The organism is Streptomyces sp. NPDC127092, assembly GCF_042722475.1.
Taxonomy (GTDB): domain Bacteria; phylum Actinomycetota; class Actinomycetes; order Streptomycetales; family Streptomycetaceae; genus Streptomyces.
On the sequence record NZ_JBHXFE010000008.1, the window covers coordinates 14,623 to 31,440 of the forward strand.

Annotated in this window: 17 protein-coding genes; 10 read left to right on the forward strand and 7 right to left on the reverse strand. The window is 72.3% G+C overall.

Features of this window, described 5'->3' with window-relative positions:
- The first annotated feature begins 16 nt into the window (after positions 1–16).
- The 6 genes from ACFWJO_RS09010 (at position 17) to ACFWJO_RS09035 (ending at position 5,697) form a co-directional block, all read left to right on the forward strand.
- Complete coding sequence (locus tag ACFWJO_RS09010) at positions 17–1,066, forward strand: adenosine deaminase (RefSeq protein ID WP_386864090.1); 1,050 nt, start codon at positions 17–19, stop codon at positions 1,064–1,066.
- Positions 1,067–1,085: 19 nt separating this feature from the next.
- Positions 1,086–1,775: a glycerophosphodiester phosphodiesterase gene (locus ACFWJO_RS09015; protein ID WP_386864091.1), complete on the forward strand. Its 690-nt coding sequence runs from the start codon at positions 1,086–1,088 to the stop codon at positions 1,773–1,775.
- Positions 1,772–2,551, forward strand: a complete 780-nt coding sequence (locus ACFWJO_RS09020; RefSeq protein WP_386864092.1) for an SAM-dependent methyltransferase — start codon at positions 1,772–1,774, stop codon at positions 2,549–2,551. Before ACFWJO_RS09015 ends, ACFWJO_RS09020 begins: the two co-directional genes overlap by 4 nt.
- Entirely contained in the window at positions 2,551–3,681 is a 1,131-nt protein-coding gene (locus tag ACFWJO_RS09025) for a sensor histidine kinase (RefSeq protein ID WP_386864093.1), read from the forward strand. The genes ACFWJO_RS09020 and ACFWJO_RS09025 overlap by 1 nt, the downstream gene beginning before the upstream one ends.
- Entirely contained in the window at positions 3,678–4,370 is a 693-nt protein-coding gene (locus ACFWJO_RS09030; protein WP_386864094.1) for a response regulator, read from the forward strand. The genes ACFWJO_RS09025 and ACFWJO_RS09030 overlap by 4 nt, the downstream gene beginning before the upstream one ends.
- Before the next feature lie 139 nt (positions 4,371–4,509).
- A complete protein-coding gene (locus ACFWJO_RS09035; protein ID WP_386864095.1) occupies positions 4,510–5,697 on the forward strand; it encodes a serine hydrolase domain-containing protein in 1,188 nt (395 codons plus the stop codon).
- Here the strand turns inward: ACFWJO_RS09035 and ACFWJO_RS09040 are convergent.
- From ACFWJO_RS09040 to ACFWJO_RS09055, 4 genes are all read right to left on the reverse strand, one after another.
- On the reverse strand, positions 5,663–6,226 hold the full coding sequence (locus ACFWJO_RS09040; RefSeq protein WP_386864096.1) for a hypothetical protein: 564 nt from the start codon (positions 6,224–6,226) through the stop codon (positions 5,663–5,665). The two genes, ACFWJO_RS09035 and ACFWJO_RS09040, sit on opposite strands and share 35 nt — an antisense overlap.
- Before the next feature lie 60 nt (positions 6,227–6,286).
- Positions 6,287–6,811, reverse strand: coding sequence for an HXXEE domain-containing protein (locus ACFWJO_RS09045; protein ID WP_386864097.1), 525 nt, complete (start codon positions 6,809–6,811; stop codon positions 6,287–6,289).
- A gap of 12 nt (positions 6,812–6,823) precedes the next feature.
- The gene (locus ACFWJO_RS09050) at positions 6,824–7,219 is read right to left on the reverse strand and encodes a hypothetical protein (protein ID WP_386864098.1); all 396 of its coding nucleotides are present in this window, start codon (positions 7,217–7,219) and stop codon (positions 6,824–6,826) included.
- A 97-nt stretch (positions 7,220–7,316) separates the two neighbouring features.
- Positions 7,317–8,753: a gamma-aminobutyraldehyde dehydrogenase gene (locus ACFWJO_RS09055; RefSeq protein ID WP_386864099.1), complete on the reverse strand. Its 1,437-nt coding sequence runs from the start codon at positions 8,751–8,753 to the stop codon at positions 7,317–7,319.
- Between the two features lie 206 nt (positions 8,754–8,959).
- Between ACFWJO_RS09055 and ACFWJO_RS09060 the strand changes: the two genes are divergently transcribed.
- The 4 genes from ACFWJO_RS09060 to ACFWJO_RS09075 all read left to right on the forward strand — a co-directional run bounded on the left by ACFWJO_RS09060 (position 8,960) and on the right by ACFWJO_RS09075 (position 12,867).
- Complete coding sequence (locus ACFWJO_RS09060) at positions 8,960–9,451, forward strand: Lrp/AsnC family transcriptional regulator (protein ID WP_384421865.1); 492 nt, start codon at positions 8,960–8,962, stop codon at positions 9,449–9,451.
- Positions 9,436–10,821, forward strand: a complete 1,386-nt coding sequence (locus tag ACFWJO_RS09065; protein WP_386864100.1) for an aspartate aminotransferase family protein — start codon at positions 9,436–9,438, stop codon at positions 10,819–10,821. The genes ACFWJO_RS09060 and ACFWJO_RS09065 overlap by 16 nt, the downstream gene beginning before the upstream one ends.
- Before the next feature lie 253 nt (positions 10,822–11,074).
- Positions 11,075–11,803, forward strand: coding sequence for an ABC transporter ATP-binding protein (locus ACFWJO_RS09070; RefSeq protein ID WP_384421862.1), 729 nt, complete (start codon positions 11,075–11,077; stop codon positions 11,801–11,803).
- Positions 11,785–12,867 (forward strand): hypothetical protein, encoded by a 1,083-nt coding sequence (locus ACFWJO_RS09075; RefSeq protein WP_385692708.1) that lies wholly within the window; start codon positions 11,785–11,787, stop codon positions 12,865–12,867. The genes ACFWJO_RS09070 and ACFWJO_RS09075 overlap by 19 nt, the downstream gene beginning before the upstream one ends.
- Positions 12,868–12,885: 18 nt before the next feature.
- Here ACFWJO_RS09075 and ACFWJO_RS09080 read toward each other — a convergent pair whose 3' ends face one another.
- The 3 genes from ACFWJO_RS09080 to ACFWJO_RS09090 are packed head-to-tail and all read right to left on the reverse strand — an operon-like array spanning position 12,886 to position 16,660.
- Positions 12,886–13,908, reverse strand: a complete 1,023-nt coding sequence (locus ACFWJO_RS09080; RefSeq protein ID WP_386864101.1) for an ABC transporter ATP-binding protein — start codon at positions 13,906–13,908, stop codon at positions 12,886–12,888.
- Positions 13,908–15,521, reverse strand: coding sequence for an ABC transporter permease (locus ACFWJO_RS09085; protein WP_386864213.1), 1,614 nt, complete (start codon positions 15,519–15,521; stop codon positions 13,908–13,910). The genes ACFWJO_RS09080 and ACFWJO_RS09085 overlap by 1 nt, the downstream gene beginning before the upstream one ends.
- Before the next feature lie 41 nt (positions 15,522–15,562).
- A complete protein-coding gene (locus tag ACFWJO_RS09090; protein ID WP_386864102.1) occupies positions 15,563–16,660 on the reverse strand; it encodes a thiamine ABC transporter substrate binding subunit in 1,098 nt (365 codons plus the stop codon).
- Between the last annotated feature and the right edge of the window lie 158 nt (positions 16,661–16,818).

Here is a 16,818-nt window from a genome sequence, read left to right on the forward strand (position 1 = left end):
CTACGCCATCAGGGGGATGTCTCCGGCCTACGATGACCCGATGACCGACCTTCACTCCTTCATCGCGGGGCTGCCGAAGGCCGAGCTGCACGTCCACCACGTCGGCTCCGCCTCGCCCCGCATCGTCGCCGAGCTGGCCGCCCGGCACCCGGACTCCAAGGTGCCGACGGACCCGGACGCGCTCGCCGACTACTTCACGTTCACGGACTTCGCCCACTTCATCGAGGTCTACCTGTCCGTCGTGGACCTGGTCCGCACCCCGGAGGACGTGCGGCTCCTCACGTACGAGGTCGCCCGGGACATGGCCCGGCAGAACATCCGCTACGCGGAGCTGACCATCACCCCGTACAGCTCGACGCGCCGCGGCATCGACGAGCACGCGTTCATGGCGGCGATCGAGGACGCCCGCAAGGCGGCGGAGGCCGAGCTCGGCGTGATCCTGCGCTGGTGCTTCGACATCCCGGGCGAGGCGGGCCTGGAGGCGGCGGAGGAGACCGCGCGCCTCGCGGTCGAGCTGCGCCCGGAGGGTCTGGTCTCGTTCGGTCTCGGCGGCCCGGAGATCGGGGTGCCGCGCCCGCAGTTCAAGCCGTACTTCGACCGCGCCCGCGCGGCGGGCCTGCACAGCGTCCCGCACGCCGGCGAGACGACCGGCCCCGGGACGGTCTGGGACGCCCTGAACGAGCTGGGCGCCGAGCGCATCGGCCACGGCACCAGCTCGGTGCAGGACCCGGCGCTGCTGGAGCACCTCGCGGAGCACCGGATCGCGCTGGAGGTGTGCCCGACCTCGAACATCGCGACGCGCGCGGTGGAGCGCCTGGAGGACCACCCGATCCGGCGGATGGTGGACGCGGGGGTGCTGGTGACCATCAACAGCGACGACCCGCCGATGTTCGGCACGGACCTGAACAACGAGTACGCGGTGGCCGCCCGTCTCCTCGGCCTGGACGAGCGCGGTCTGGCGGCGCTCGCGAAGAACGCGGTGGAGGCCTCGTTCCTGGACGAGGAGGGCAAGGCGCGCCTGGTCGAGGAGATCGACACGTACACGGAGCAGTGGCTGTCGGCGTGACCGTCGGGAGAATGGGGTCATGGACCCCGTCACTGTCGTAGGCCACCGCGGCGACCCCTATCGCGTCCGCGAGAACACCGTCCCTTCGATCGTCTCGGCATTGGAACGGGGCGCGGACGCGGTGGAGGTCGACGTGCGCCTGACCGAGGACGGCGTGCCTGTCCTGCTGCACGACGACTCCCTGAAGCGCCTGTGGGGCTTCGACCGGCCGCTCGGCACGATGACGCTGGAGGAGCTGCGCGAGGTCACGGAGGACGGCGTGCCCACCCTCCGGGAGGCCCTGATCGCCGCCGGTCCGCACCGTCTGATGCTGGATCTGCCGGGCGGCGACGAGAGTTCCGTGCGCACGATCGTGGGCACGGTGCGCGAGTGCGGGGCGGGCGAGCGGGTCTTCTACTGCGCGGGCGCCACGGCGATGCTGCACGTGCGGGCCGCCGACCCGGGCGCGGAGATCGCGCTGACCTGGAACACGCTGGCGCCGCCGCGCCGCGTGCTGCTCGACGCCGTACGCCCGAAGTGGCTCAACTACCGCTTCGGCCTTGCGAGTCGGGAGCTGGTGGAGCGGGTGCACCGGTCGGGCCTGCTGGTGTCGGTGTGGACGCCGGACACGGCGTGGGCCATGCGTAAGCTGATCAGGAACGGCGTCGACTCGATCACGACCAATCGGATCGACACACTGGCCGGCGTGCTGCGAAAGGGCCGCGCATGAACGACAGGATCCGCACCGACATCGCGCACAACGCCCGTGTGTGGAACTACTGGCTGGGCGGCAAGGACAACTACCCGGTGGACCGGGCCGTCGGCGACCAGGTGACCTCCTTCCACCCGAGCATCGGCGAAGTGGCGCGTGCCGACCGCGCGTTCCTGGGGCGGGCGGTGACGTACCTGGCCGCGGAGGGCGGGGTGCGCCAGTTCCTCGACATCGGTACGGGTCTGCCGACGGCCGACAACACCCACGAGGTGGCCCAGCGGGTCGCCCCGGAGTCCCGGATCGTCTACGTCGACAACGACCCGATCGTCCTGACGCACGCCCGCGCGCTGCTCACCAGCTCGCCCGAAGGCGTCACGGAGTACGTGGACGCGGACGCGCACGACCCGGAGCGGATCCTGCGGGCGGCGGCGGGAACGCTGGACTTCGGCCGGCCGGTCGCCGTGCTGATGCTGGGCATCCTCAACTTCGTCATCGACGGCGACGAGGCCCGCTCGATCGTCCGCACCGTCATGGACGCCGTGCCCTCCGGCTCGTATCTGGCCCTGACCCACCCGACCTACGACGCCGACCTCGGCGGGGAGGCGAACGTGGCCGCGATGGAGTTCTGGAACGCCAACGCCACTCCGCCGATCACGGCGCGCGGCCGCGAGGAGTTCGCCTCCTTCCTCGACGGGCTCGACCTGCTGGAGCCGGGCATCGTGTCGTGCGCGCGCTGGCGGGCGCCGGAGGCGGCCGAGGTCGCGCAGTTCGGCGCGCTGGGCCGCAAGCCGTAATGCGCGGAGGGGGGATACAGCGGCTGCGCGAATGGGGCGCGGCCAATCCGTGGGCGGTGGACATCGGCCTCGCGCTGCTCGTCCAGGCGGCGATGACCATGCCGTTCGTGGTGCCGCGCGGGCCCGAACTGGAGCCGGCGACCTGGCCGGCGTACGGCCTGACGACACTGACCGTGGTCCCGCTGGTGTGGCGGCGGCGGGCGCCGATGGCGGTGCTGCTCGCGGTCCTGGCGGCGAGTGCGCTGTACCGGTTCGCGCTGGAGGGTCCGGGCCAGCCGCTGCCCTACACGGGCCTGGTGAGCGTGTACACGATCGCGGTGCTCTCGCCGCCGTGGAAGCGGCTGGTCGCGGGGGCGCTGCTGCTGGTCGCCGTGCCGGTGTCGGTGTGGCTCAACACCCGGTCGGCGCGGGAACTGACCTTCTCGCTCTTCGTGTTCGGCGCCGCCTACGCCTTCGGACGGCTGACCGACGCCCGGCAGCAGGCGCACCGGGTGGAGGCGGAGCGGGCGGCGGCCCGCGAACGGGCCCGGATCGCCCGCGAGATGCACGACATCCTGTCGCACGCGGTGAGCCTCATGGTGGTCCAGGCGGAGGCGGGTCCGCTGGCGGTGCGGGCGGCGCCCGAGCGGGCGGAGGCCGCGTTCGAGGCGATCTCCGCGACGGGTCGCGACGCGATGGTCCAGCTGCGGCGGATGCTGGGCGTGTTGCGGGACGGCGAGCCGTCCGCCGCGCCGCGCGCCCCGCAGCCCGGGCTCGGCGAGCTGCCGGAGCTGCTCGCGCGGGTGCGGGGCGGCGGCCTCGACGTGCGGTACGCGACGGACGGCGCCGAGCGCCCGCTGCCGGAGGCGACGGCCGCGACCGTGTTCCGGATCGTGCAGGAGGCGCTGACGAACGTGGTCCGGCACGCCGGGGCCCGCGCGGTGTGGGTGCGCCTCGGGTACGGGCAGGACGCGCTGGAGGTCCGGGTGACGGACGACGGACGCGGGCCGCGGCCCGGCGGCTCCGGCGGCCACGGTCTGGCCGGGGTGCGCGAGCGGGTGGCGGCCCACGGCGGCACGGCGTCGGCCGGTCCGGGCCCGGACGGCCGGGGATTCGAGGTGCGGGCGGTGCTCCCAGTGGAGGCGGGATGACGATCCGGGTGGTGGTCGCGGACGACCAGGAGCTGGTGCGCAGCGGTTTCGCGCTGATCCTGGACGTCCAGGACGACATCGAGGTGGTCGCGGAGGCGGGCGACGGCGCCGCGGCGGTGGAGGCGGTGCGCCGGCACGCGCCGGACGTGGCGCTGCTCGACATCCGGATGCCGCGGATGGACGGCATCGAGGCCTGCCGGGCGATCAGCGCCGCGTCGGCCTGCCGGACGGTGATGCTGACGACCTTCGACGCGGACGAGTACGTGTACGAGGCGCTGCACGCGGGCGCCAGCGGCTTCCTCCTGAAGGACGTGCGCCGGGACGACCTGGTGCACGCGGTGCGGGTGGTCGCGGCGGGCGAGGCGCTGCTCGCGCCGTCCGTGGCCCGGCGGCTCGTGGAGCAGTACACCTCCGGCGGTCCGCGCCGGACCGATCCGCGCCTCGGGGTGCTGACCGCCCGCGAGCGGGAGACGCTGCTGCTGCTCGCGCGGGGCCTGTCGAACGCGGAGATCGCCGCGGAGCTGGTGGTGAGCGACCACACGGTGAAGACGCACGTGGGGAACGTGCTCGCCAAGCTCGGCCTGCGCGACCGGATCCAGGCGGTGATCTGCGCGTACGAGACGGGCCTGGTGACGGCGGGCGCTTCCTCGGCCGGTTCCTTCCCCGCCGCTCCTCCCCCGGCCGGGTGAGGCTCCGGCGGGGCTCCTCCCCCGTGCGGGCGAGTCACGCGTCGGGCGAAGACCGCCGTCGCGGGTGATCCGCGGATCCTCGCAGGTCAGCAGGATGTGAGTCATCGAGAACGACGGCTCGCACCCATGGAGACGAACGATGAGGAACACCACGCGCACGCTGCTCGCCGCCGCCCTGGTCCTGGGCGTGGCGGGTCCGGCGGCCCTCCCGGCGACCGCCGCCGGCGCGCCGCACGGGCCGGCGCCGCACCCGGCCGCCGCGACGGCCGAGGCGGGGAACGCGGCCCTGGAGAAGGCGATCGCGGGACTTCCGTCGAAGGACGCGACGGCGGCGCTGGTACGGGTCGGCGGCACCGAGGGCTCCTGGCAGGGCAGCTCCGGCGTGCACGACCTGAGGAGCGGCCGGCCGGCCGATCCGGGCGCCAGGTTCCGGGCGGGTTCGGTGACCAAGGTGTTCACGGCGGCGGTCGTGCTCCAGCTGGCGAGCGAGGGCCGCGTCGGCCTGGACCGCCCGGCCCGCGCGTATCTGCCGGAGCTGATCCCGGCCGCGTACGGCGGGGTCACCGTCCGGCAGCTGCTCGACCACACGCACGGCATCCCGGCCGCGGGCCTGCCGGGCGAGACGGTCGAGGACTGGTACGCGCGCCGCTTCGAGGTGCACGACCCGCGCGAGCTGGTCCGCTCGGCGACGGCGCGGCCGCGCGAGTTCGCGCCCGGCGAGAAGCAGCACTATCTGAACATCGGCTACACGATCGCCGGACTGATCGTCGAGCGGGTGACGGGCGACTCGTACGAGCACCAGGTGACCGCCCGGGTCCTGCGCCCGCTCGGACTGCGCGACACCTACCTCCCCGGCACGAGCCCCCGGATCCAGGGCCGCCACAACCACGGCTACCAGTGGATGCGGCTCGACGACGGCACGACGGGCCTGCGGGACGTCACCGTCTGGGGCGTGACGGACGGCTGGGCGGCGGGCGACCTGATCTCGACCACCGCCGACCTGGAGCGCTTCACCCGCGCCCTGTTCGCGGGCGAGGTGGTGCGCGGACCGCTCCTGGAGGAGATGTTCACGCTGCCGAAGGTCCAGGACTTCACGACGGGCGCCCCGGCCGCGTACTCCGTGGGCCTGTCCATGAAGAAGCTGGGCGGGCGCGAGGTGTGGGGCAAGACGGGCGGCCGCTGGGGTTACAACGCCGCGATCGCCTCGACCCGCCGTGGCGAGCGGACCCTCGTGTACGGCGTCAACTCCACCGACGCCAAGGGGAAGGACATGAACAAGGTGGCGACGGACCTCATGCTGGCGACGTACGGCCTGCCGTCGCGGTGAGCGCCGGCGCGGCCTCCGGCGCCTCCAGCGCCTCCAGCCGCTTGATCAGCCGTCGTACGACGAGCAGCGGCAGGATCCCGAAGACCCCGAAGGACATGTCGATCACCGACCACCAGAAGGGGATGCCGCGGATCGGTCCGCAGATCAGGGCGAGGGGGATGATCCCGACGCAGGCGATCATGCCGAACTCGATCACCCAGATGTTGCGGACCGGGTCGCGGTAGGGCCCGTAGAAGGCGACGGCGATGACGAGGTGGGCGAAGGCCAGCCAGTCGGTGCCGTAGAGGAGGTAGGGGGCGTCGGCGTCGGCGCCCTCGAGGCCGGTACGGACCCGGTCGATCCACTCGGCGAGGCCGGGGAGGAGCTCCGCCACCGGGGCCGCCCAGGTGTCCAGCGCGGAGTCGAGCAGACGGAGTTCGGTGACCAGCGGGAACGCGGTGGCCCCGCTGAGCACCAGACAGACGATGAAGACGACCAGCCAGACGCGGATGCGCTTGAGGAGGGCCATCGGCCCGTTCGTGTCGCTCATGGGGGCAGCGTACGCCCTTCATGAACACGTTCAAAACTAGGGTCGGTGGGGGCTCGGGACTCAGCGGAGGAGGCGGCGCGCCACGGTGTGCGCGAGGGCCGTGGCCCCGCCCGCGAGCGCCAGACCGGTCACCACGTTCCGCCCGCGGGTGGGCCGCAGCACGCCGGCCCGGCGCAGCCGGCCGCGCGCCCAGAGGGTGAAGGGGACGACCACCAGCGGCGAGGTGACCGAGCCGGGCGTCACGCCCCGTACGGCGGCGGCCTGCGCGAGATGCACGAGCCCGTGCAGCCCGAAGCCGTTCAACGCGCCCTGGTAGAAGGCGGACCGGCCGCCCGAGCGCCGTCCGGCGACGGCGGCCGACGCGACGATCGCCGCCATCACGCCCACGGCGGCGCGGAACTCGCGCTCGTCGACGGAGCCCAGCGCCCGCCACACCGCCTCCGGCGCGCCCGGGAAGCGTTCCCGGGGCTCCGGCAGGTTCTCCCGTATCCAGCGCGGCCCGTACACCACCTCCTCGGCGTCGTGCAGCGCCCAGGCGGCGAACAGACCGTACGTGACAAGCGAGTTGATCCCGGAATCCGTCATGGGGACGGCCTATCACGCCGCTTCGATCACCCGTGCGACCGCCGCGCCGTCCGCCGCGACGACGACCGGCCATCCGCTGCTCTCCCTGAGTTCCGGCGTGATCTGCGCGCCGTCCTCGGCCCGGTGGACGACGACGGGACCGCCGGGCACGACCAGGACGGCCGCCAGGCGCCGCATCAGCGCGGCGATCAGGTCCATGACCCCGGCGCCGCCGAAGCGGTGGAACGTGACGCCGTCGGCGTGGACCCGGACGTCCGCCGTGCCGCCGTCGCCGGTCTCGACGTACAACCCCTGCCCGTCGGGGTCCCGGGCCACCACGTACGGATCGAGCACCTCCCGCACGACGGCCGGGTCGAGCGGCGCCGGCGCTCCGTGCTGGAACCGCATCACGAAGACCTCGAAGCTCACGATGTCCGCCCTTCACGAATCGGCCCGACGCACGCGGCCCCGGCGCCGCCGATCGTGACGATCGGGGTGCCGGGGCCGCGTCGCGGGATGCCGGGGATCAGCCGAGGGAGGTCATCACGTGCTTGATGCGCGTGTAGTCCTCGAAGCCGTAGGCCGACAGGTCCTTGCCGTAGCCGGACTTCTTGTAGCCGCCGTGCGGCATCTCGGCGACGAGCGGGATGTGGGTGTTGATCCACACACAGCCGAAGTCGAGGGCCTTGGACATGCGCATGGCGCGGGCGTGGTCCTTGGTCCAGACGGAGGAGGCCAGGGCGTACTCGACGCCGTTGGCGTACTCGACGGCCTGGGTCTCGTCAGTGAAGGACTGGACGGTGATGACCGGGCCGAAGACCTCGTTCTGGACGATCTCGTCGTCCTGCTTGAGGCCGGAGACGACGGTCGGGGCGTAGAAGTAGCCCTTGTCGCCGACCCGGTGGCCGCCGGCCTCGACCTTGGCGTGCGCCGGGAGGCGGTCGATGAAGCCGCTGACCTGCTTCAGCTGGTTGGCGTTGTTGAGCGGGCCGTAGAGCACGTCCTCGTCGTCCGGCTGACCGGTCTTGGTCTCGGACGCGGCCTTCGCCAGCGCGGCCACGAACTCGTCGTGGATGGACTCGTGCACGAGCACGCGGGTGGCGGCGGTGCAGTCCTGGCCGGCGTTGAAGAAGCCGGCGACGGAGATGTCCTCCACGGCCTTGGCGATGTCGGTGTCCTCGAAGACCACGACCGGGGCCTTGCCGCCCAGCTCCAGGTGGACGCGCTTGACGTCCTTGGACGCGGACTCGGCGACCTGCATGCCGGCGCGGACGGAGCCGGTGATGGAGGCCATCGCCGGGGTGGAGTGCTCGACCATGGCGCGGCCGGTCTCGCGGTCGCCGCAGATGACGTTGAAGACGCCCTTGGGGACGATGGAGCCGATGATCTCGGCCATCAGGACGGTCGACGCCGGGGTGGTGTCCGAGGGCTTGAGGACGACCGTGTTGCCCGCGGCGAGGGCCGGGGCGAACTTCCACACGGCCATCATCATCGGGTAGTTCCACGGCGCCACCTGGGCACACACACCCACCGGCTCGCGGCGGATGATCGAGGTCATGCCCTCCATGTACTCGCCGGCGGACTTGCCCTCGAGCATCCGGGCGGCACCCGCGAAGAAGCGGATCTGGTCCACCATCGGCGGGATCTCCTCGCTCGCGGTGAGGGCGACCGGCTTGCCGGTGTTCTCGACCTCGGCGGCGATCAGGTCCTCGGCGCGCTCCTCGAAGGCGTCCGCGATCTTGAGGAGGACCTTCTGGCGCTCGGACGGCGTGGTGTCCCGCCAGGCGGGGAAGGCGGCCGCGGCGGCCTCCATGGCGGCGTCGACGTCGGCCTGGCCGGACAGCGGGGAGGTGGCGTACACCTCACCGGTGGCCGGGTTGATCACGTCGATCGTGCGGCCGTCTGCCGCGTCCCGGAACTCCCCGTTGATGTAGTTGCGCAGCCGGCGCAGCTCGGTGGTCACTTGCCACCCCTCCTGTCACGTTCTGTCTCCGCACTCCGTCGTGCGGTGTCCCGATGGGCGAGACACCTCAGCCTAGTCGGTCGAGCGACGCTTTCAACAGGCCCGACCCCCCGCAACTTCGGATTCAGTGAGATCAACAGCCGGGAACAACGAATTTCATCACTCCGGGCTTGCCAGACCGACGAGGTTCGGTGCACAGTGAAGTCGTGGCCAGTCAAAGCACGCATCCAAGGACCGGAACCGGTTCGTCCCCGACGATCGATGCCGTCTCCCTGGCGATCATCGAGCAGCTCCAGCAGGACGGACGCCGTCCCTACGCCGCCATCGGCAAGGCCGTCGGCCTCTCCGAGGCCGCCGTACGGCAGCGCGTCCAGAAGCTCCTCGACCAGGGCGTCATGCAGATCGTCGCCGTCACCGACCCGCTCACCGTGGGCTTCCGGCGCCAGGCGATGGTCGGCATCAACGTCGAGGGTGACCTGGATCCGGTCGCGGACGCACTGACCGCCATGGCCGAGTGCGAGTACGTGGTGATGACCGCGGGCTCCTTCGACCTCATGGTGGAGATCGTCTGCGAGGACGACGACCACCTCCTGGATGTGATCAACAAGCGCATCCGCACCCTCCCCGGGGTGCGCTCCACCGAGAGCTTCGTCTACCTGAAGCTCAAGAAGCAGACCTATATGTGGGGAACCCGATAGCCGTGAGCAACTCCCGCGACCTCTCCAAGTCCGCCTACGACCACCTGTGGATGCACTTCACCCGCATGTCGTCGTACGAGAACAACCCCGTCCCCACCATCGTCCGCGGTGAGGGCACGTACATCTGGGACGACAAGGGACGGAAGTACCTCGACGGCCTCGCCGGCCTCTTCGTGGTGCAGGCCGGTCACGGCCGCACCGAGCTCGCCGAGACCGCCGCCCGTCAGGCCAAGGAGCTCGCCTTCTTCCCGGTGTGGTCGTACGCCCACCCCAAGGCCGTCGAGCTCGCCGAACGCCTCGCCAACGAGGCCCCCGGCGACCTCAACAAGGTCTTCTTCACCACCGGCGGCGGCGAGGCCGTCGAGACCGCGTGGAAGCTCGCCAAGCAGTACTTCAAGCTGATCGGCAAGCCCACCAAGTACAAGGTCATCTCGCGTGCGGTCGCCTACCACGGCACCCCGCAGGGCGCCCTGTCCATCACCGGCCTGCCCGGCCTGAAGGCCCCCTTCGAGCCGCTGGTGCCCGGCGCGCACAAGGTGCCGAACACCAACATCTACCGCGCGCCGATCTTCGGCGACGACCCGGAGGCCTTCGGCCGCTGGGCCGCCGACCAGATCGAGCAGCAGATCCTCTTCGAGGGCCCCGACACCGTCGCCGCCGTCTTCCTGGAGCCGGTGCAGAACGCCGGCGGCTGCTTCCCGCCGCCGCCCGGCTACTTCCAGCGGGTCCGCGAGATCTGCGACAAGTACGACGTGCTGCTCGTCTCCGACGAGGTCATCTGCGCCTTCGGCCGCCTCGGCACCACCTTCGCCTGCGACAAGTTCGGCTACGTGCCGGACATGATCACCTGCGCGAAGGGCATGACCTCGGGCTACTCCCCGATCGGCGCCTGCATCGTCTCCGACCGCATCGCCGAGCCGTTCTACAAGGGCGACAACACCTTCCTGCACGGCTACACCTTCGGCGGCCACCCGGTCTCCGCGGCCGTCGGCCTCGCCAACCTCGACATCTTCGAGAAGGAGAAGCTCAACCAGCACGTGCTGGACAACGAGGGCAACTTCCTCTCCACGCTGCAGAAGCTGCACGACCTGCCGATCGTCGGCGACGTCCGCGGCAACGGCTTCTTCTACGGCATCGAGCTCGTCAAGGACAAGGCCACCAAGGAGTCCTTCAACGAGGAGGAGACCGAGCGCGTCCTGTACGGCTTCCTGTCCAAGGCGCTGTTCGACAACGGCCTGTACTGCCGCGCCGACGACCGTGGCGACCCGGTCATCCAGCTGGCTCCGCCGCTGATCTCGGACCAGTCCACGTTCGACGAGATCGAGCAGATCCTCCGCGCCACCCTCACCGAGGCGTGGACGAAGCTCTGATCCCTGGGCGTCGCGAGCCCGGCATGATCGGCGAGACACCCCCCTAGGACCTCACGCCGCCCTCACGGCGTGACCCCGGCCCGGGCATGCCGCCATCCGAGTGGATGGCGGCGGCCCGGGCCGCGTGCTGTCCGTACAAACCGATGGAAATCCTTACGGTGCCGGGAAGACCCCAGTGACCGACCGGCCCGCCCATTCGTTCCCCCGTCCGGGGGAACGCACACGGACTGGCTTCGACATCGAGGTGTACGCGATGGCCCCACCGGACAACGACGTGCTCTGGGCACGTTCCCTGCGCTGCTCCCTCGGCGGCTCGGACGTGCTGACCGGCGTCTCCGTCGGCGTGCGCGAGGGAGAGATCCTCGCCCTCGTCGGCCCCCGCGGCAGCGGCAAGACCACCCTGATGCGCTGCCTGTCCGGGCAGACCGTCGCCCAGGAGGGCGAGGTCTGGTTCAACAGCGCCCCCGTGCACACCATGAACACCGCCCAGCGCGAGCGGCTGCGCCGCGACCGCTTCGGCTGGATCGACCCCGAACCCGGGCTCGTCCCCGAACTCAACGGCTGGGAGAACACCGCCCTGCCGCTGCTGCTGCGCGGGGTGTCCCACCGCGCCGCCCGGACCGCGGCCACCGAGTGGCTGGAACGCCTCGACATCGGCGCCGCCGCCCGCAAGCGCCCGGCGGCGCTCACCCACCCGCAGCGCCAGCGCATCGCCATCGCCCGCGCCCTCGTCACCACGCCGTCCGTGCTCTTCGCCGACGAGCCGACCGCGACGCTGCACCGCGCCGACGGCGCGCAGGTGCTGCGCACCCTGACCGCCGCGGCCCGCTCGCACCGCATCACCGTGCTGCTCGCGACCCACGACCCCGAGGTCGCCGCGCTCGCCGACCGCACGGTGGCACTGCTCGACGGACGCCGCGTCGGCTCCGTAACGCCGGCCGACGGGGCGGAGGGCGTCACCGCGTGCTCGCTCTCCGTCTAGTCCGCGGCACCCACCCCGTCGTCCAGCTGCGCCGGCTCCTCGTCGCCGCGGCCGCCGCCGGGGTGGGCTTCCTGCTGCTGTGCGCCCTCGGCTACGCCGTCGGCCACCCGCGCAACTCCTCGGACGCCGTGCTGCGCCTGCTGTGGTGCGTGCTGCCGCTCGCCGCGACGGTGCAGTTCGCGGTGGCCGTGGCCCGCACCGACCCCAGCACCAGGCCGCGCCCCGGCCTGTCCGCGATCGGCCTCGGCCCGGGGCGGCTCACCGCCATCGCCGCGACCTCCACGGCCGTCGCCTGCACCCTCGGCTCCTCCGTCGCCCTGCTGGTCTACCTCCACCTGCGCGGCGACATCACCGGCCTGCCGTTCGACGGCGCCGCGGCCGAGCTGCTCGCCGCCGACCGGCCGGTCCCGCTCGCGGCGGCGCTCACCCTCCTCGCGATCGTGCCCGTCACCGCCGCCACGGCCGCCGGCCTCGCCCTGCGCCCGCGCAAGCCCGCCACCACCGAGCCCTCGCCCACCGCGGGACTCCCCTGGGGCGTGGCCCTGCTCGCCGTGGGCCTCGCCGTCGAGACGTACGCGGCCCGTGGCGACGGCGGCGGCGTCCTCGCGGGCTGGGTCCTCACCGCCGTCGGCCTCGCGATGATGGGCCCCGGCCTCACCCACGGGTGCGGCCGGCTGCTCCAGACCGTCCGCCCCGGCGCGGTCCGGCTCCTCGCCGGCCGCGTCCTCATGGACGAGTCCCGCCGCATCGGCCGGCCGCTCGGCGTGGTCTGCGCCGTGGGCTCCGGGGCGGTCGCCGGATACGCGGTCAACGGCGGCTCCCTCGGCCCGCTGACCTGGCTGGGCACCACCCTCGTCGTCGCCTGCACCACCGCGACCCTGCTCTCGGCGGCCCTGGAGTCCAAGCAGGCCCGCACCCACACCACCGAGGCCCTGCTCCGCCTCGGCGCGCCGCCCACGGTCCTGCGCACCACGGCCCTGCTGCGGGCCGGCGTCCTGCTCGCCGTGTTCGTCCCGCTCACCTGGGCGGTGGGCGCCCTGGCGGCGGTCCCGCTGCGCGGCTGACGCAGTCCCCGGCCGGCCTTACGGGCTGTCCAGGACGACGACGTCCTCCGCCCGGAACTCCACGTCCACGTCCGTGCCCGCGTCCGGTGCGTCCCGCAGGGCGAACTCGGCCTCCAGCGGGGGGCCTTCGGCCGGGCGGAGGGTCACGGCGACGTGGTCGCCGCGGAAGGTGCGGGAGGCGACGTGGCAGGCGAGGCCGTCGCCGGGGGCGGTGAGGCGGACGCCGGCCGGCCGGACGAGGAGGAGCCGTTCGCCCTGCGGGGAGCCGTCGGGGACGGGAATCTTGCCCCAGACGGTGTCGGCGGCCGTGCCGGTGACGGTGGCCGGGACGACGTTGTCGAAGCCGAGGAACCGGGCGACGAACGCGGAGGCCGGGGACCGCCACACGTCGAGGGGCGTGCCCGACTGGGCGATCCGCCCGTCGTTCATGACGACGACCCGGTCGGCGAGCGCGAAGGCCTCGCCCTGGTCGTGCGTGACGGCCAGCACCGTGGTGCCCAACTGCCGGAACAGCCGCCGTAGTTCGACGACGAGCCGTTCCCGCAGACCGCGGTCGAGCTGGCCGAGCGGCTCGTCGAGCATGAGGAGGCGGGGGCGGGGTGCGAGGGCCCGCGCGAGCGCGACGCGCTGCTGCTCGCCGCCGGAGAGCGCGGACACGGCCCGCCGCCCGGCACCGGGCAGGCCCACGAGGTCGAGCAGCTCCTCGACCCGGGCGGCCCGTTCGGCCCTGGCCACGCCGTGCATGCGCAGCCCGAAGGCGACGTTCCCGGCGACGTCCCGCTGCGGGAAGAGCTGGTGGTCCTGGAACATCAGGCCGACCCCGCGCCGGTGCACGGGCACACCGCTCTGGTCGACGCCGCCGAGCAGCACCCGTCCGCCGTCGAGCGCCTGCAGCCCGGCGACCGCCCGCAGCAGTGTCGACTTGCCGCTGCCGCTGGGCCCCAGCACGCACACGATCTCGTGGTCGGCGACCTCCAGGTCCACCGCGTCGAGGACGGCGCGGGCCCCGAAGCGTACGGTCGCGCCGGTCAGCGTCAGCATCAGAACTCTCCCGAGGTCCGGTCGGTGCGGAGCCGTTCCAGGAGCAGCAGGGACACCGCGCACACCACCATGAGAATCGTCGACAGGGCCATGGCCTGGCCGTAGTTGAGCTCGCCCGGCCGCCCGAGGAGCCGGGCGACGGCGACCGGCAGGGTCGGGTTGTCGGGGCGGGCGATGAACACGGTCGCCCCGAACTCGCCGAGGGAGACGGCGAAGGCGAATCCGGCGGCGACGAGCAGGGCGCGCCGCACCAGCGGCAGGTCGACCTCGCGCCAGGCCCGCCACGGCGAGGCGCCGAGCACGGCGGCGGCTTCGCGGAGGCGTTCGTCGACCGCGCGCAGCACGGGCAGCATGGTGCGCACCACGAACGGCACGCCGACCAGGGCCTGGGCGAGCGGGACGAGGATCCAGGCGGCCCGCAGGTCGAGCGGCGGCTCGTCGAGGGTGATGAGGAAGCCGAAGCCGACGGTGACGGCGGACACCCCGAGCGGCAGCATCAGCAGCGCGTCGAAGCCGCGGACCAGCCGCCCCGCACGCCGGGTCAGGGCCGCCGCGGCGAGGCCGCCGATGACGACGGCGATGCCGGTCGCGGCCAGCGCGTACTGCAGCGAGTTGACGATGGTGTCGGTCATCGGCACGAGGAAGGTGCCGTTGTCGTCGACGTGCTGCAGCGCCCGGTAGTAGTCGAGGCCGTAGCCGGCCGGAGTGGCGAACGAGCGCTCGACGAGGACGCCGAGCGGGGCGAGGATCAGCAGCGCGATCGACAGCAGGACGCCGCCGAGGAGCGCCCACTGGCCCGCGCCGTGCGGCCGGCGGGCGGTGCGCTCGGCGGGGACCAGCTTCAGGGCGGTCTCCCGGCGGCGCACGGTCCGGGCGTGCACGGCGAGGATCACGGCGACGGCGACGAACTGCACCATCGTGAGGACGGCCGCCGTGGACAGCTGGAGCCGGTCGGCGGTCTGCCGGTAGATCTCGGTCTCCAGGGTGGAGTACGCGGGGCCGCCGAGGATCTGCACGATGCCGAAGGAGCTCGCGGTGAACAGGAACACCATGAGCGCGGCGGCGGCGACCGAGGGGGCGAGCGCGGGCAGCGTCACCGTCCGCCAGGCGCGCAGGCGCGAGGCGCCGAGGACCCGGGCGGCCTCTTCCTGGCGCGGGTCGAGCTGTGACCACAGCCCGCCGACGGTGCGGACGACGACCGCGTAGTTGAAGAAGACGTGGGCGAGGAGGATCGCCCACACGGTGGTGTCGAGCCGTACCCCCCACCAGTCGTCGAGGAGGCCCCGGCGGCCGACGAGCGCGAGGAACGCGGTGCCGACCATGACGGTGGGCAGCACGAACGGCACGGTGACCACGGCCCGCAGGATCCGCTTGCCGGGGAAGTCGAAGCGGGCGAAGACGTACGCGCCGGGCAGCGCCACCAGCAGCGTGAGGGCCGTGGAGGCGAGCGCCTGCCACAGCGTGAACCACAGGACGTCCAGGATCTCCGGCCGGGTCAGCGTCTCGCCGAACCGGCCGAGCTCCCAGTGGCCGTCCGGCCTGAGCCCGCGCTCGACGATCGAGACCACGGGCCAGGCGAAGAACACGGCGAAGAAGACGACGGGCAGGGCCATCAGGCCCAGCCGCGCCGCGCTTCCCCGCCGGTCCGGGACGACTACTTCAGGACGAGCGAGGTCCACTGCTGGATCCACTGGTCACGGTTGTCGGCGATCCTCTTCGGCTCCATCGCGTAGGGCTGCTCGATCACCACGCCGTGCTTGGTGAACAGCTCCGGGAGCGTCGCGTCGTTCGTGACGGGGTTGACGAACATCTGGAGCGGCATGTCGTCCTGGAACTTCTTGGAGATCAGGAAGTCGATCAGCTTCTTGCCGCCCTCGGGGTTCTTCGCCCCGTTCAGCAGGCCCGCGAACTCGGTCTGCCGGAAGCAGGTGCCGGTGGACACGCCGGTCGGCGCCACCGTGGGCTGCGGGTCGGCGTACAGCACCTCGACCGGCGGGGAGGAGGCGTAGGAGACGACGAGCGGACGGTCGCCCTTGGCCTTCTTGCCGCCGGCGGAGCCGGAGAACTCCTGGTTGTAGGCCAGCTCCCAGCTGTCGACGGTCTTCACGCCGTTGGCCTTGAGCTTCTTCCAGTAGTCCTGCCACCCGGTGTCGCCGTACTTCGCGGCGGTGCCGAGGAGGAAGCCGAGGCCCGGGGAGGACCGCTCGGGGTTCTCGACCACGAGGAGGTCCTTGTACGCCGGCTTCGCCAGGTCGTCGAAGGTCTGCGGCGGGGCCAGCTTCTTGTCGGCGAAGTACTGCTTGTCGTAGTTGACGCAGATGTCGCCGGAGTCGATCGGCGTGACCCGGTGCTGCTCCTTGTCGAGCTGCAGCGCGGCCGGGACCCGGTCCAGGCCCTTCGCCTCGTACGGGACGAAGATGCCGTTGTCGAGGGCGCGGGACAGCAGGGTGTTGTCGACGCCGAAGAACACGTCGCCCTGCGGGGAGCCCTTGGTCAGGATCTCCTTGTTGACCGCCTCGCCGGCGTCGCCGCTCTTGAGCACCTTGACCGTGAGCCCGGTCTGCCTGGTGAACTCGGCGAGCACCTCCTTGGAGGCGTTGAACGAGTCGTGGCTGACGAGGGTGACGGTCTTCGGCGCGGGCGTGTCCGTCTTCCCGGCCGCGTCCCTGACGTCGTCGGTGCGGCAGGCGGCGAGGGTGCCGATGCCGAGCGCCGCGGCGAGCGCGGCGGCGGCCGTCTTCCTGGTGTTCACGTGAATGTCCTCCTGGGTGTGACCAGAAGGAGACGCGGCCCTGGGGGGGGGGGGGGGGAAAGGAGGGGGGGAGAGGGGAGAAAAACGAACGCACCCACAAAAGACCCCCCCAAACCGACACAAAAAAAGGCGGGGGGGACACGGTTACTTTTCTTTTG

Excerpts from the sequence above, each read along its gene's own strand:
- ACFWJO_RS09010 (WP_386864090.1), top strand. The coding sequence starts at position 17 with ATGTCTCCGGCCTACGATGACCCGATGACCGACCTTCACTCCTTCATC.
- ACFWJO_RS09015 (WP_386864091.1), top strand. The coding sequence starts at position 1,086 with ATGGACCCCGTCACTGTCGTAGGCCACCGCGGCGACCCCTATCGCGTC.
- ACFWJO_RS09020 (WP_386864092.1), top strand. The coding sequence starts at position 1,772 with ATGAACGACAGGATCCGCACCGACATCGCGCACAACGCCCGTGTGTGG.
- ACFWJO_RS09025 (WP_386864093.1), top strand. The coding sequence starts at position 2,551 with ATGCGCGGAGGGGGGATACAGCGGCTGCGCGAATGGGGCGCGGCCAAT.
- ACFWJO_RS09030 (WP_386864094.1), top strand. The coding sequence starts at position 3,678 with ATGACGATCCGGGTGGTGGTCGCGGACGACCAGGAGCTGGTGCGCAGC.
- ACFWJO_RS09035 (WP_386864095.1), top strand. The coding sequence starts at position 4,510 with ATGAGGAACACCACGCGCACGCTGCTCGCCGCCGCCCTGGTCCTGGGC.
- ACFWJO_RS09040 (WP_386864096.1), bottom strand. The coding sequence starts at position 6,226 with ATGAGCGACACGAACGGGCCGATGGCCCTCCTCAAGCGCATCCGCGTC.
- ACFWJO_RS09045 (WP_386864097.1), bottom strand. The coding sequence starts at position 6,811 with ATGACGGATTCCGGGATCAACTCGCTTGTCACGTACGGTCTGTTCGCC.
- ACFWJO_RS09070 (WP_384421862.1), top strand. The coding sequence starts at position 11,075 with ATGGCCCCACCGGACAACGACGTGCTCTGGGCACGTTCCCTGCGCTGC.
- ACFWJO_RS09080 (WP_386864101.1), bottom strand. The coding sequence starts at position 13,908 with ATGCTGACGCTGACCGGCGCGACCGTACGCTTCGGGGCCCGCGCCGTC.
- ACFWJO_RS09085 (WP_386864213.1), bottom strand. The coding sequence starts at position 15,521 with ATGGCCCTGCCCGTCGTCTTCTTCGCCGTGTTCTTCGCCTGGCCCGTG.